Origin of the sequence: Halovalidus salilacus (genome assembly GCF_031852275.1) — an archaeon.
Classification (GTDB): Archaea; Halobacteriota; Halobacteria; order Halobacteriales; family Natrialbaceae; genus Halovalidus; species Halovalidus salilacus.
Genome location: NZ_CP134700.1, coordinates 1765671 through 1779406, shown reverse-complemented (window position 1 = coordinate 1779406; position 13736 = coordinate 1765671). Strand labels below are relative to the sequence as shown.

Below are 13736 nucleotides of genomic sequence, written 5' to 3'. Positions count from 1 at the left end.
CCACCCACGCTTGCGCGGGGTGGTGCATCGGTTGCGTTCGGATCAGATCGTAACCAGCGCCCCCGTATAAGGGACACGGTTTCGATCGTCACCGAGACATGGACCCACTGGGATTCGAACCCAGGGCATCCTCCTTGCAAAGGAGGCACTCTCCCACTGAGCTATGGGCCCACTCCCTCCAGGAGATCCCGGAGGGAAGAGATACGTTAGCCTTGGTAGTTCTGAGGTGCCCGAGCGGCCACGGCGGCGCGTCGAGCGAGCGGAGACGGTGTGGGTCAGGCCGTCGGCCTGATCCCGGTCTGTGGAGGTGATCCAGCCGCAGATTCCCCTACGGCTACCTTGTTACGACTTAAGCCCCCTTGCGAAGCCCAGATTCGACCACCGTATGGTGGCCTCATCCGGACCTCACTCGGGTGCTTTGACGGGCGGTGTGTGCAAGGAGCAGGGACGTATTCACCGCGCCCTGCTGAGGCGCGATTACTACCGAATCCAGCTTCATGTGGGCGAGTTTCAGCCCACAATCCGAACTACGACCGAGTTTGGGAGATTAGCGCCCCCTCTCGGGGTGGCATCCCATTGTCTCGGCCATTGTAGCCCGCGTGTAGCCCAGCACATTCGGGGCATACTGACCTACCGTTGCCCGTTCCTTCCTCCAGTTTGGCACTGGCAGTCCTCCTAATGTACCCATCATCCACAAGGGACATGCTGGCAATTAGGAGTGCGGGTCTCGCTCGTTGCCTGACTTAACAGGACGCCTCACGGTACGAGCTGACGGCGGCCATGCACCTCCTCTCAATGGCTCCAGTAAGGTCATCAACCTGACCTTCACTGCACATTGTCGGTGCTGGTGAGATGTCCGGCGTTGAGTCCAATTAAACCGCAGGCTCCTCCGGTTGTAGTGCTCCCCCGCCAATTCCTTTAAGTTTCATCCTTGCGGACGTACTTCCCAGGCGGTCTGCTTCACGGCTTCCCTACGGCACACCACAGGCTCGTAGCCTGTGGCACACCTAGCAGACATCGTTTACAGCTAGGACTACCCGGGTATCTAATCCGGTTCGTGACCCAGCTTTCGTCCCTCACCGTCGGATCCGTCCTTCCAGAGCGCTTTCGCCACCGGTGGTCCGTCCAGGATTACGGGATTTCACTCCTACCCCAGACGTACCCTCTGGATCTTCCGGTCCCAAGCCGAGCAGTTTCCACCGGACGCCCGCACGTTAAGCGTGCGGATTTCCCGATGGACTTGCGCGGCCAGCTACGGACGCTTTAGGCCCAATAAGAGCGGTCATCACTCGGGCTGCCGGTATTACCGCGGCGGCTGGCACCGGTCTTGCCCAGCCCTTATTCGTGTACCACCTTACGGTACACAAAAGCCAGGACGATATGCCCTGGCACGTGGAGTCCCCTTATCGCGCTGTCGCGCAGTGTAAAGGTTTCGCGCCTGCTGCGCCCCGTAGGGCCCGGAATCTTGTCTCAGATTCCGTCTCCGGGCTCTTGCTCTCACAACCCGTACCGATTATCGGCACGGTGGGCCGTTACCCCACCGTCTACCTAATCGGCCGCAGCCACATCCTCTGGCGCCGTAACATTTCGAACTCGCGCCATTCCAGGCAGCGAGTCGTATGCACTATTAGCCTCAGTTTCCCGAGGGTATCGTGCTCCAGAGGGTAGTTTGGCCACGTGTTACTGAGCTATTCGCCACGAGTCTGAACTCGTACGACTAGCATGGCTAAATCGGACTCCACTAGCAATGACCTCCGGCAGGATCAACCGGAATGCTCTCCCCGAGCAGAACTCGGGGGGTTTGGCGGTGAATATGTTTGATACACACTCACACTTGACTTGCTATCGTGGTCTCCGTTCGCTGACGCGGATCGGCGGACCGATCGGGCGTCACCGAACTACCAAGGCTAACATCAGATCCCATCTGTACGGCGGACCGCAGGGGTAGGATCCTCATTTCCTTCGGACTCGTTCGTTGGCAATCGGGGTATATAACCCCTTCGGCACGAGTCCGGGACGACGGAGCGAATTGAACGCCCCGTCAGTCACGCGTTGATTGCATCCGAAACCGAGTGCCCTCGTACACTTAAGGGCGTCGGATCGGGTTCCCGCCGGGCCGATCCCGGCGGGGCGATTGCGTTCCGATCAGAACGGACGGGAGTATAAAAGGCCGTCGGATCAGAGCCCACGGTCCGATCGCACTGACAGGTCACCCGGCACCCGCTCTCGAGCGCCTCGAGCTGGCCCCAGGTTCGACCCTCTCTACTCGACGTCGGACGCGACCGCGGTCGCGTCCGGTCACCCGCGACCGCCACGTGCGCTCCCGACGAAGAGCCGCTTCACCCCCAGGACGGTCTCCCTGAGGACGGGCGCGCCGTCGTAGAGCCAGACGAGGAGCGCGCAGCCCGCGAGGCCGAATTGCACCCACAGGTACGTCGAGATGTCGCCGGCGAGAAGGTCGGTCCAGTATCGGTCGAAGTAGTAGGCGAACTGCGCGAGGAACCCCGTGGACGGATCGGACGCGGGGACGGGGACGACGGGCCAGAAGGCGAGTCGCCAGAGGAAGATCCCCTCCCGAACGAGCGTGTCGAGGACGTCCGAGGGGGGATGGAGGAGGTAGCCGAGTCCGAATGCGACTCCGGCGCGGGTCCGACCGACCGATCGAGCGAGCGCACCGACGAGGAGGGTGAACGGGACGGCGAAGAAGATCGAGTGGCCGAGCGCGTACCCGGCGTCGAAGAGACCGAACTGCCACGAGAGCGGTTTGTCGATGATGTCCGGCATGACCGACGCCGCGACGACTGCGAACGCCTCGAGGCCGCCGGGCGACGCGCGGAAGAACGCGTGACAGACGAGCGAGTAGGCGAGGTAGCCGACGATGGCGTGTTCCCAGGGCCACATACGGCGTTGGTTCGGCAGGCGGCGGAAAGTTATGCCGTCCTTGTGCCGGATTGGATCCGGTCGTCGACGAGCGTCGGAACCACCGTCGTGAGACGACGTGACCTCCCACGAGGGTAGTAAGAGCAACTTACCTCGACGGCGGACGGGCGTCGACCCCCATCGGTGGGAGAATCGTCACCGCAGTCGGCTCTAGCGACGTCCCGGTCGACCGAGTCGATACGATTTAGCACCCGCGCGGGGAGGAACGACGTATGGACCAGCGCGGTTTCGTCAGGTACGCCGTGATCGGCTTCGGACTCCTCTTCCTGAGCTTCTTGGTCCGGGGCCTCACCCGCCTCGTGTTCCCGACCGAGACGGCCGTTCTCCTCTCGCTGCCGATCGCGACGGTCGGGTTCTGCCTCCTCGTGTACCTCTTCGTGCGCGCGACCCTCGACGCGGTTGGGGTATGGGAAGTCGAGCGGGCCGACGGGTGAGCCGTCCTCGGACGAAGTGAAATCGGGGCGGGCCGGGCCGACCGCGGAGCGTGGCCGGCGAAACGCGGAGGGAAACCGTTTTTCGACCCCCACCCGAATCCGTCGGTATGAGTGTCGACGTACGGAAGATCGCCGATCTCGGCCCGGCGGAGCGGGCCGGCTTCTTCGACCGGGACGCAGGGATCGAGGCGGTTCGAAGCGACGTTCGGGGGATCGTCGAGCGCGTCCGAGAGGAGGGGGACGTCGCCGTCCGCGAGTTCACGAGCGAGTTCGACGGGGTGGAGGTCGGAAACCTCGAGATCACCGATCGGTGCGAGCGGGCGTACGACGAGGTCGACGAGGAGGTGCGAGAGGCGATCGAAACCGCCGCGGCGAACGTCAGGGAGTTCCACGAGGCCCAGGTCCCGGAAGACTGGCGAGAAGAGTTCGGTCCGGGGCGCGAACTCGGGCGGCGCTTCCGCCCGCTCGAGCGCGTCGGCGTCTACGTGCCCGGGGGCACCGCGGCCTACCCCTCGAGCGCGATCATGGGCGTGGTGCCGGCGACGGTCGCTGGCGTCGACCACGTCTCGGTGGTGACGCCACCGGCCGAGGAGGTGAACCCGGTGACGCTCGCGGCGATCCACGCGGCCGGCGCGGACGTTGTCTACAGCGTGGGCGGCGCGCAGGCAGTCGCGGCGCTCGCCTACGGGACCGAGACGATCACGCGCGTCCAGAAGGTCGTCGGACCCGGGAACCGCTGGGTGACGGCGGCGAAGGCCGAGGTCCGCGGCGACGTCGAGATCGATTTCCTGGCGGGGCCGAGCGAGGTGGCCGTCGTCGCCGACGAAACGGCCGATCCGGGGCTGGTCGCCGCGGAACTCGTCGCACAGGCTGAACACGATCCGAGCGCGTCGGTCGTCGCCGTGACGGACGACGCGGAGACGGCCGAGGCCGTGGCCGAGGCGGCCGACGAGCAGGCCTCCGCGCGCGAGCGCGAGGAGGTTATTCGCGAGGCGCTCGCGAACGACGCCAGCGGCGTGTTGCTCGCCCGGTCGATGAGCGAGGCGATCCTCTTCGCGGAGGAGTACGCCCCGGAGCACCTCTCGATCGTGGCCGACGACGACGAGTCGATCCTCGAGCGGATCGACAGCGCGGGCAGCGTGTTCCTCGGTCCGCACACCCCCGTCGCGGCGGGCGACTACGCCAGCGGAACCAACCACGTGCTCCCGACGAACGGCGGGGCGCACGTGACGGGCGGCCTCTCCGTCGAAACGTTCGTTCGGTCGACGACCGTCCAGCGGCTCTCGAGCGAGGGATTGGCCGACCTCGGCGAGACGATCACGACGCTCGCGGACGCGGAGGGGCTCGAGGCGCACGCGGAAAGCGTTCGAATCAGGCTGAAGGGTCGGGAAGAAGACCACTAACGACTTGCAGAACGGCAGTAATAACCGCTTAGCGCGGGGAAAGGCGCACGTTCGGGCTCGGGTTTTACGATGGTGTAACTCGAATGGGAAGTGAAGGATGGAACCGCGCGAACCCGAGGTCGATCCGACCGACGTGTGCGTCCTCGAGCGCAACTACGATTACGCGCAGAAGAACCTCTGGGTCCTCTCGCTGTGGTACGAGTGCGACGTGCGAACGCTGGTCGAACTGCTAGCGAAACACGAGATCCCCCTGTCGGCGAACGACGAGCGCCAGTTCGGCTCGTACTACCGATCGGTTCAGCGACGGGTCAACGGGTGACCTGACCGTCGGCGCGGGCGCGCTCCGGTGGCGAACGCCCCGAGTCCGTACCGCGCCCGAACCCGTCGAAGCGAGCGTCAACGTTAACACGTTCGGACCGGAATAGAAGGGTATGAGCACGGACAGCGTTGACGGCGGGGAGGCGCGACCCCGGATCGAGGTCACCGAAGACGCGGCCGAACAGGCGCTCTCGCTGCTCGAGAACGAGGGGCTCGACGACGACGAGGCGGGGCTCCGCCTGTTCGTCCAGCAGGGTGGCTGCGCCGGCCTCTCCTACGGCATGCGCTTCGACGACGAACCCGAGGAGGACGACACGATCTACGAGCACCACGACCTGCGGGTATTCGTCGACCCGGCGAGCCTGAAGTACATCGAGGGGAGCGTCCTCGACTACGAACACGGGCTGCAGTCCCAGGGGTTTCACGTCGAGAACCCGAACGTCGTCAGCGAGTGTGGCTGCGGCGAGTCGTTCCGGACGTAACCTGGAGAATCGGGCGCCGACGAGCCCGAACCGAACCCACGTGCCGATTCCGTCGGCGACCGCTTCCGTTCGTGGGTCGCGTTTTCTAGGGGATCACGCGTCGAGCCGCGGCGCTCTCGATCCCCGTCGGCCGGTTATCCGGCGGTCGCTCGCGGCGCACCTCGAGCCGACTCCGACTGGATCGACGCGGGCGACGTCGGTCCGGTCAGTCCTCGAGCTCGAACGCGACGGTGACCTCGGCCTGGTACTGTCGTTCGTCGACGGAGGCGAGTTCGACCCCGAGTTCGTCGACCTCGACCCAGTACACGTTCTGTAAGGTGTCCTCGGCGCGGTCGATGGCGTCGTCGGCGGCGTCGTCGAAGCTCTCCGTGCTGGTGCCGATGAGCGTGATCTTCTTGAATACCATGGCCCGGACGTCTACACCACGCGGTGACGTAAAGCTGGCCGTCAGTTTCGGCCGCTGAGCCGGTGTAACACGGTTCGCGCTCAGTCGGCCCGCGACTCGAGGCGGTCGCGGATCGCGTCGGTGACGCCGGTGAGGTAGGCGCCGCCCCACAGCGCGACGACGAGCGCGCCGATCGTGTTGAACACGAGATCGAGCATCGTGTCCTCGAGGCCGTACTGGGTGAGCACGGCGTCGCCGCCGACCGCGTCGGCCGACAGCGCGATGACGAACTCGAGGACCTCCCAGAGGACGCCGAAAGCGAGGACGAACAGCAGGATGAACGCCGAGACGAACCGCGGCGGGAGGTGGACGCCGTCGGCGTGCTCGTCGAGCGCGCGAACGGTCGCGTAGCCCGCGGCGGCGACGAGCGACGCCGACAGCGCGTGCGTCACGTGGTCCCACCACCAGACCTGGCTGTAGAGGGTCCTCGTGGCCCCCGGCAGGCCCACCGTTCCGAACGCGTGGAGGAACACGGCCGTGGTGATCCACAGGGTGAGCCGCGGATCCATCGGGATCTGGTAGTCGCGCTCGAGAAGCGGGGGAAGCTGGGTCACCGCCAGCGCGACGCCCGTGTTGACGACGATCCCGACGTTCCCCCGGTCGACGCCCACGAACAGCATCCCGACGAGGGCGAGTTCCATGAGGCCGGAGAGCTGACGCTGTCGAGTACGGGAGAGGCGCCAGCGGATTCGGCTACGCATCGTCCACCTCGGCGAGGCGATCATCGTCACTGACGCGCCGTCGCGGGCGGACGAACCGCCTGAAGTAGAGTTCGAAGATCACGCCGGCGCCGAAGCCGGCTGCGCTCGAGTAGACGAACTCCCACATCACCGCGTCGTGGTCGGCCGCGAACGGGATGCCGAGCGTCTGGTCGGCGACCCACCGGAGTAACGCCCACAATCCGGCGGCGGCCATGGTCGCGACGACGACGAAGACGACGGCGAACGAGGGGGTCATTCGCACCGACGTGAACGCCTGCAGTTCGACGGCGAGTACGAGCGCGATAGCCGCCACCGAGAGGTACGAGGTGACGTGGCCCGTCAGCCCCTCGGCACCCAGGGCCATCCCGAGGACGGGCGCACCCGCCAGCAGTAACACCTCCCAGGGGAGCATTTCGTACGGCGACCGGAAGGCCAGCGGCGGAACGACCGCGAGGGCGACGAGCGCGGCCGAAAACGTCGCCCAGAGAAATCCGCCCGTCACGGATTCGGCGACGCCGATCGCCGCGATGGCGACGATCAACACCCAGGCCAGCGCGGCGTTGGTCCGTCCGTCGGCGATCAGCGTCTCGAGTGCGGTCTGGGGCACGTTCGACCGTATCGATCGATCGGACAAAAAGATACGTACTCTGCGGTGAACGCGAGACCCGTTTCGGACGCCGACGGTGCGCTCACGTCGCGACGAACGACGCGTAGACGGCGGCGTACGTGACGAGCGCGACGGTCACCGCGGCCATCGCCGTGCTGGCGGCCTCGAGAGCCCCGTCGACGGTCGACGCCTCGAGGGTGCGTCGCAGCGACCGAACGCGACTCGAAAGCGACGGCGGCAGGGACGGCGACGATCGGATCGCACCGCAGACGAGGCCGACGCCGAGGATGGAGAAGACGAAGTGATACGAGACCTCGAGCGTCGGGGGGGTCGCCGCGAGGGCGACGATCCCGTACGTCGTGCCCGCGACGGCTCGGCGGTCGATCAGCGTGGGGAGCGTGCGATCGGTGAGTCGACAGACCGCCGCGAGCGCGAGCCAGATGACCGCGAGTTCGAGGGCGAACGCGCCGAGCAGGTGGAGGGTCGGGTCCGGGTGCAGGACGACCCGGGCGGAGAGGGGCGTCGCCTCGAGCGGGTAGAGCAGGTCGGGGGGCGAGCCGGTCACCAGGTCGCCCCAGGGGTGGGACCACAGGCCCCAGAGCGCGGCCAGGGCGACCGCAGCCGGCGAGAGCGACGTCCACCGGGCGGCGGCCGCGGCGACGAGGACGCCGGCGACGACGAACGTCCCCATCACGAACGCGGCCAGCGGGCCGTCAGCAACGAACACCACCGCGACCAGTGCCAGGAGCGTCGTTGCGCCAGCGGCACCCTCGAGCCCGAGCCCCCGTTCCCGGTTTCGAACGCCGGCGGCGACGAGGCCGAACGCCGGTGCGGCGAGCGCTCCGACGACCAGCGAGTGGGTGACCGAGCGGTGGACGAGTCGGCTCGCGTCCCAGAACGCCGTCGAGGCCGCGAAGGGACCCTCCCCGGGGTTCCACTCGACGAGTCCGACGAGCGCGTAGGCGATGTCGGCGTCGGGGGCCGCGGCGAACGCGCCCGCGACGACGCCGAGGAGCAGCGCGTTACGGTCGTCCCAGCCCCACCGCTCGGCGACCAGTGCGGCGACCGCGAACGCCAGGAGTGCGTGACCGATGAACACGACGTATCGGCCGGATTACGTGACGAGTGCGCTTAAGTATCTCGCCCTCGGACCGGGTCCCGAATTCGGCCTCGGCCGAGGCTTCGCCGCTGTCGGTAGGCATTTGCGGGTCGGATACGAGGACTCGCGTATGGCTCACAAACTGTCGAACGAAGTGGATCGCGCGCCAGCAGTCGGAGAGCTGACGCCGCCGAACCGGACGCTGATGGGGCCGGGCCCGAGCGACGTGAACCCGCGGGTGCTGCGGGCGATGAGCACGCCGCTGGTGGGCCACCTCGATCCGTCGTTCATCGAGATCATGGACGAGGTCCAGGAACTCCTGCGGTACACGTTCCGCACGGAGAACCAGTGGACGATCCCCGTCTCGGGGACCGGATCGGCGTCGATGGAGGCGGCGATCGGCAACCTCGTCGAGCCCGGCGACACGATGCTCGTGCCGACGAACGGCTACTTCGGCGGCCGGATGGCCTCGATGGCCCGCCGGGCCGGCGGCGAGGTCGTCGAGGTCGACGCCCCGTGGGGCGAACCGCTCGCGGTCGAGGACGTCGAGGACGCGCTCGCCGAGCACGACCCCGACGTCTTCGGGTTCGTCCACGCGGAGACGAGCACCGGCGTCCGCCAGCCGAACGTCCCCGACCTGACCGCGGCCGCTCACGACCACGGCGCCCTCGTGATCGCCGACACCGTCACGTCCCTGGGCGGCGTCGAACTGCGCGTCGACGAGTGGGACATCGACGTCGCCTACTCGGGCCCGCAGAAGTGCCTCTCCTGCCCGCCCGGCGCGAGCCCGCTCACCCTCTCGGACGAGGCGATGGAGAAGGTCCTCTCGCGGGCGGAAGCACCCCGGTCGTGGTACCTCGACCTCTCGCTGCTCGAGGGGTACTGGGGCGACGACCGGTCGTACCACCACACTGCGCCGATCACGAACGTCTACGCGCTGCGCGAGGCGCTGCGCCTCGTTGCGGAGGAGGGCATCGAGGAGCGCTGGGCCCGCCACGAGCGCACCGCCGGCGCGCTCAAAGCCGGCGTCGAGGCGATGGGCCTCGAGATGAACGCCCCGGACGAGTACTGGCTGCCCAGCCTGAACGCCGTCCGCGTCCCCGACGGGATCGACGACGGAGAGGTCTGCGCCGAACTGCTCGAGCGCTACGACCTCGAGGTGGCGGGCGGCCTCGGCGATCTCTCGGGTGACATTTTCCGCATCGGCTGTATGGGCCACTCGGCCCGCCCGGAGAACGTGATCTACGTCGTGACCGCGCTGGGGGACGTCCTCGAGTCGATGGGCGCGGACGTCGATCCCGACGCGGCCGTCTCCGCGACGCGGTCCGCGCTGGAGTAACGGGAACCGACCCCTCCCTCGGCCGCGGTCCACGGTTCGACGGTCGCCGTCGGTGCGGACCGATCCGACATAGTAGGTGTCGACGTTCAGGCGAACGCGTAGGTCCCTCCGGCGGAGTGAAACGCACGCATGGCTACGGTCGAGACGGTCCTGTCGTCGATATTCGACACCATTCCCGAACTTCACTCCGGGCAACTCGGGTTACTCGCCGGCCTGCTGGTCGGGATCCTCTACTGGCACGGCTACCGGCGATCCTCCCTCGGCCTCCTCACTGCGGTCTACCTGCTGGCCCTCGGCGTCGTCCCCGCGTACGGCAGGGGGTTGCTCGTCGTCCAGGCCAAGCCGTGGTACTTCTGTTCGCTCCTGATCGCCACCGCGTTGCTCGCGATCGGCGGCCACGCCGCGCGGTCGTGGGTGGCCAGCGCGAACCGGTCCCGATCGCTCTCCGTTACTCGCGCTCGCGAGCGACGGGGGAGCGGACCGTGACGCCGGCGTCGCGGAGTCGCCACGCGACCTCGAGTCCGATCCAGAGCAGCCCCGACAGTAGTCCCGCGGCGAGGGCGGCGGCTTCGGTCGCGCCGATCCAGCTCGGGGTGGCGGCGAGGAGGGCGGCTTCGAGATGCTGGGGGAGGGCCGACTCCACGCGCTCGACGAGGGTTTCGCCCGAGGAAGAGACGAAGCCCCCGTCCCCGCCCGCAGCCTCGCTCTCTCCTCCGTCATCCTCGGCGGGCGTGTGCGACTCGAGGTCGAGTTCGGCCGCACTCCGGCCGCCCTCGCTTTCGTCGCCCGTCTCGAGGCGTTCCGCCTCGTACGGGTGATCGAACTCGGTCTGCCAGACGACGTCGCCCGACTCGTCGACTTCCACGACGCGCTCGCCGTGCGAGTCGGTGATCAGGGTGTTCCCGTTCGGGAGTCGATCGGCGTCGCGAGGCCAATCGGCCCGCTCGTCGGACCACTCCCACGTTTGGTTCCACTCGCCGTCCTCGCGCTGGTACTCCACGATCCGGTCGTTCTCCGAGTCGGCGACGAGGACGGCCGGTCCGCCGCGATCCTCGGGGATGTAATCGGGGTTGTGCTGCGCGTAGAGGACGTCCTCGTCGTGTTCCTCGCCGAGCGTCCAGTCTTCGATCACCCCCTCATCGGGGTCGACGAAGATGACCTGATCGAGGTTTCGGGGGCTGATCATGATGGTGCCCGCCATCTCCCCCTCCTCGATGTACTCGACGTCGTTGATGTGCAGCCAGTCGCGGGGGAACGCGTGTCCGCTCTCGAGGGGGTAGTCGGCCTGGGCGTCCCAGAGCCACTCGACGACCCCGGTCTCGGTGTCCACGACGAACACCTGGTCGTCGATGATGTCGGCGACGAGGTAGCGGTCGTCGTCGATGCGGTCGGCGTCGTGCCACTCGCCGGCGTTTTCGGTGTAGTCGTACCGCTCGTAGACCACCTCGACCTCGCCGGTCGAGAGGTTCGTGCGCTCGATGACGTTCCTCACGCACGGCGGATCGCTGCACGTCGGCCCCTCGGAGTGGATCGTGTCCGACGCCGTGTACTCGACGGTCATCGGTTCGCCTTCGACGGGATCGACGTCGAAGTACTTCGTTCGCGAATCGTTGTGGTAGATAACCTCCCCGTCCGGATCGTGGGCCGTGATCGTCCCGGCCCGGCCCGACTCGGTCACGACCGTGTGGTTCTCCGTCGGCGGGGCCGTTGCGTTCTCCGCAGGCGTGGAGTCGGGAGCGGCCTCTCCCGGTACCGTCGACCGGTCGTTCACCGCCGCGTCCGCGACGACGGCGGCCGAGAGCACCACGATGAACGCCAACGCGATCCGGATTCGAGTCCGAGTAAAACCTGGAATTCGGAACAGTACACCCATCACGACCCTCCCTGTGACGCGACGGACAAGAGAACGCGACAGTACCGCCTAAAGTTCAACCCTTCCTTCGCAAGCCCGCGACGGCAGGTAGCGACCCGCCGACGGCGCTCGAGTGGAGTCAAATCGGTCTCTCGGCAATAAAAGAGTCGCTCGTTCGACGCCGGTGCGTCGCGTCCGTTCGGGCTCCGGATCCGAGACGCGTCTCGAGACGCGTCAGACGGATACTCGCGGTCCTGGGGGTGCGCGCTCGACCTGATACTCGTCCCCGTCGACGACGATGATCGCCCACTCGTAGTCGGGGTCGGCCGCGGTGAGTCGCCGCTCGAGTTCGTCGGCGTCCTCGGGTTCGGCGACGAAACAGTGGAACTGTCCGGACGCCTGCGGAAGCGCTCCGGTCTCGAGGACGGGATTGACGTGAACGACCTTCCACGCCCGCTCCGCTCTAAATTCGGGGCCGTTGCCTTCGACGGTGTAACCGAGCTCTGCGAAGATCGACCTGGCCTGCTCGACGAGTCGCATGTTAACAGGACCCATTCGTATACGGGTTCGCTCGCCAGCGTCATAAACCTTACTGCGTGATAACAATTCGTGGGCCAGCGGGGGACGAACGTTTTCTCACCCGGCGTAGCACGCAATTATACCGGGTAAGACGAGGATACGGTGACCGTTCGTTCGGTACCTCATCGGTCGACGTTAGTGTACTAATCAGTAGCAAAGCAAGCCCGGTTACTCGTGGGCCGCGTCCCACTCGGTCGCCTTCCGGAAGTTTCCGCAGACGTTACACTGGATGCGTCCCATCGCGTCCATCGCGTTGTCGAGGCTCTCGCAGTTCGTGCAGAACCAGCCGTACCGGTTCCGCCCGTCGGGTGACTCGTAGGCGACGAGGAACGGTCCCTTCGAGCCCTTGTCCCCCGCCCGCTCGGAAACGTAGACCGTCTCGCCGTCGTCGGTCGTCCACGGTTGCATAGGCCCGCGTACCCGCGCGCCAGATAAATGAGTGTCCTTCCGAAACGACCGCCCCGCCGGCCCGAGGCTCCGATCCGGGGCTCTCCCCGCGGGAACGCCGACGGCGTCGGGCGACTGGCGGGAAGACTGAAAAGTTTACCCGGAAGGGACTCGTTCGGATTCGTGATGACGCTGGTCGTGGTTCCCGTTCGGTACCCCCTGACGAAGCACTCGAGACGAACGCTCGAGGAGGCCATCGAGGTCGCCAGCGAGCACGACGCGGCCCTGACGGTCCTGTACGTGAACCTCTACCAGAACGGGAAGAACGTGACTCGAACCGACCTCAAAGACGCCGTCGAGGCCGAGTTCGGGCCCGTCGAGAGCGCGCGGTACGTGGTTCGAACGGGTTTTCTCGTCGAGGAGAGCATCCTCGACGAGGTCGCGGCCGAGGACGCGGACGTCGTCGTCATCGGCACGAAGCAGGCCAGCCGCTGGCGGCGGATCCTCCGTCGGTTCACGGACAACCCGGACATCGACCGGTACCTGCGGACCCACCTCGACTGTACCGTCATCACCGTCGAGAGCGCGTCCGCCTGAATCCGCCTCGATTCCGTTTCCGCGGCGGTTCATTCCCCGGCGTTTCGGACGACGAACACCGGAATCTCCGCGTTGTCGACGACGCGCTCGGAGACGCTCCCGAGCGACGTGACCTTCTCCCGCGGGCTCTTCCCGCGCGTCCCGATCACGATCAGGTCGATCCCCGCCTCGTCGGCGTACTCGAGGATCGCCTTCGGGGGCGTCCCCTCGCGCACCTCGGCGACGGCCTCGAGTCCCTCCGCCGCCGCTCGCTCCTCGACCGCGGCGACCGCGCGGTCGCCCTCCTGCGCGAGCCAGCGCTCGAGGTCGTCTCTCGCTCCCTCCGAGGCCGCCATCGTGATCCGCGTGTCGATCACGTAGAGCGCGTGGACGCGAGCGTCGTTGTTCGCGGCGATGGGCAACGCGTGGGCGAGCGTCTCGGGAATCGTGTCGCTTCCGTCGGTGGGAACGAGGACGTCGTCGTACATGTCGGCTCGGGCGTGAGTTCGCGGGGCGGGCGGATAAAGGGTGTCGCCGAACCCCGCTCGGAGGGACTCGAGTGCCCGCGATCGCC

At 67.0% G+C, this 13736-nt stretch carries 16 protein-coding genes, 1 tRNA gene and 1 rRNA gene; 7 read left to right on the top strand and 11 right to left on the bottom strand.

What is annotated here, in order from left to right; genetic code table 11:
• Positions 1-99 precede the first annotated feature (99 nt).
• From RJT68_RS08740 to RJT68_RS08730, 3 genes are all read right to left on the bottom strand, one after another.
• Positions 100-171 (bottom strand) — tRNA-Ala (locus tag RJT68_RS08740).
• Positions 172-302: 131 nt separating this feature from the next.
• A 16S ribosomal RNA gene (locus tag RJT68_RS08735) occupies positions 303-1774 on the bottom strand.
• Between the two features lie 524 nt (positions 1775-2298).
• The gene (locus RJT68_RS08730; protein ID WP_407039974.1) at positions 2299-2901 is read right to left on the bottom strand and encodes a metal-dependent hydrolase; all 603 of its coding nucleotides are present in this window, start codon (positions 2899-2901) and stop codon (positions 2299-2301) included.
• A gap of 251 nt (positions 2902-3152) precedes the next feature.
• Here RJT68_RS08730 and RJT68_RS08725 point away from each other — a divergent pair, with 251 nt between their 5' ends.
• The 4 genes from RJT68_RS08725 (at position 3153) to RJT68_RS08710 (ending at position 5577) form a co-directional block, all read left to right on the top strand.
• Positions 3153-3374, top strand: coding sequence for a hypothetical protein (locus tag RJT68_RS08725; RefSeq protein WP_407039973.1), 222 nt, complete (start codon positions 3153-3155; stop codon positions 3372-3374).
• Positions 3375-3481: 107 nt separating this feature from the next.
• Positions 3482-4777, top strand: coding sequence for a histidinol dehydrogenase (gene hisD, locus RJT68_RS08720; protein ID WP_407039972.1), 1296 nt, complete (start codon positions 3482-3484; stop codon positions 4775-4777).
• Positions 4778-4874: 97 nt separating this feature from the next.
• Positions 4875-5096, top strand: coding sequence for a hypothetical protein (locus RJT68_RS08715; RefSeq protein ID WP_407039971.1), 222 nt, complete (start codon positions 4875-4877; stop codon positions 5094-5096).
• A 112-nt stretch (positions 5097-5208) separates the two neighbouring features.
• On the top strand, positions 5209-5577 hold the full coding sequence (locus RJT68_RS08710) for a HesB/IscA family protein (protein WP_407039970.1): 369 nt from the start codon (positions 5209-5211) through the stop codon (positions 5575-5577).
• Between the two features lie 205 nt (positions 5578-5782).
• Here RJT68_RS08710 and RJT68_RS08705 read toward each other — a convergent pair whose 3' ends face one another.
• The 4 genes from RJT68_RS08705 to RJT68_RS08690 all read right to left on the bottom strand — a co-directional run bounded on the left by RJT68_RS08705 (position 5783) and on the right by RJT68_RS08690 (position 8429).
• The gene (locus tag RJT68_RS08705) at positions 5783-5983 is read right to left on the bottom strand and encodes a dodecin (protein ID WP_407039969.1); all 201 of its coding nucleotides are present in this window, start codon (positions 5981-5983) and stop codon (positions 5783-5785) included.
• 80 nt (positions 5984-6063) lie between these two features.
• On the bottom strand, positions 6064-6723 hold the full coding sequence (locus RJT68_RS08700; RefSeq protein ID WP_407039968.1) for a hypothetical protein: 660 nt from the start codon (positions 6721-6723) through the stop codon (positions 6064-6066).
• Positions 6716-7330 carry a hypothetical protein gene (locus RJT68_RS08695; RefSeq protein WP_407039967.1) on the bottom strand — a complete coding sequence of 205 codons (615 nt, stop codon included), beginning with the start codon at positions 7328-7330 and terminating at the stop codon, positions 6716-6718. Before RJT68_RS08695 ends, RJT68_RS08700 begins: the two co-directional genes overlap by 8 nt.
• Positions 7331-7412: 82 nt before the next feature.
• The gene (locus RJT68_RS08690) at positions 7413-8429 is read right to left on the bottom strand and encodes a metal-dependent hydrolase (RefSeq protein ID WP_407039966.1); all 1017 of its coding nucleotides are present in this window, start codon (positions 8427-8429) and stop codon (positions 7413-7415) included.
• A gap of 130 nt (positions 8430-8559) precedes the next feature.
• Here RJT68_RS08690 and RJT68_RS08685 point away from each other — a divergent pair, with 130 nt between their 5' ends.
• Both RJT68_RS08685 and RJT68_RS08680 read left to right on the top strand, forming a co-directional pair.
• Positions 8560-9768, top strand: a complete 1209-nt coding sequence (locus tag RJT68_RS08685; RefSeq protein ID WP_407039965.1) for a pyridoxal-phosphate-dependent aminotransferase family protein — start codon at positions 8560-8562, stop codon at positions 9766-9768.
• Between the two features lie 129 nt (positions 9769-9897).
• Complete coding sequence (locus RJT68_RS08680; protein ID WP_407039964.1) at positions 9898-10254, top strand: hypothetical protein; 357 nt, start codon at positions 9898-9900, stop codon at positions 10252-10254.
• Here the strand turns inward: RJT68_RS08680 and RJT68_RS08675 are convergent.
• From RJT68_RS08675 to RJT68_RS08665, 3 genes are all read right to left on the bottom strand, one after another.
• The gene (locus RJT68_RS08675) at positions 10217-11641 is read right to left on the bottom strand and encodes an arylsulfotransferase family protein (RefSeq protein ID WP_407039963.1); all 1425 of its coding nucleotides are present in this window, start codon (positions 11639-11641) and stop codon (positions 10217-10219) included. The two genes, RJT68_RS08680 and RJT68_RS08675, sit on opposite strands and share 38 nt — an antisense overlap.
• Positions 11642-11854: 213 nt before the next feature.
• Positions 11855-12160 carry a DUF7116 family protein gene (locus tag RJT68_RS08670; RefSeq protein WP_407040347.1) on the bottom strand — a complete coding sequence of 102 codons (306 nt, stop codon included), beginning with the start codon at positions 12158-12160 and terminating at the stop codon, positions 11855-11857.
• A 207-nt stretch (positions 12161-12367) separates the two neighbouring features.
• Positions 12368-12607, bottom strand: a complete 240-nt coding sequence (locus RJT68_RS08665; RefSeq protein ID WP_407039962.1) for a DUF5816 domain-containing protein — start codon at positions 12605-12607, stop codon at positions 12368-12370.
• Positions 12608-12772: 165 nt separating this feature from the next.
• On the opposite strand from RJT68_RS08665, the gene RJT68_RS08660 reads away from it, so the two are divergent.
• On the top strand, positions 12773-13183 hold the full coding sequence (locus RJT68_RS08660) for a universal stress protein (RefSeq protein WP_407039961.1): 411 nt from the start codon (positions 12773-12775) through the stop codon (positions 13181-13183).
• A 29-nt stretch (positions 13184-13212) separates the two neighbouring features.
• Here the strand turns inward: RJT68_RS08660 and RJT68_RS08655 are convergent, their stop codons facing one another.
• Complete coding sequence (locus tag RJT68_RS08655) at positions 13213-13650, bottom strand: universal stress protein (protein WP_407039960.1); 438 nt, start codon at positions 13648-13650, stop codon at positions 13213-13215.
• Positions 13651-13736: the final 86 nt, after the last annotated feature.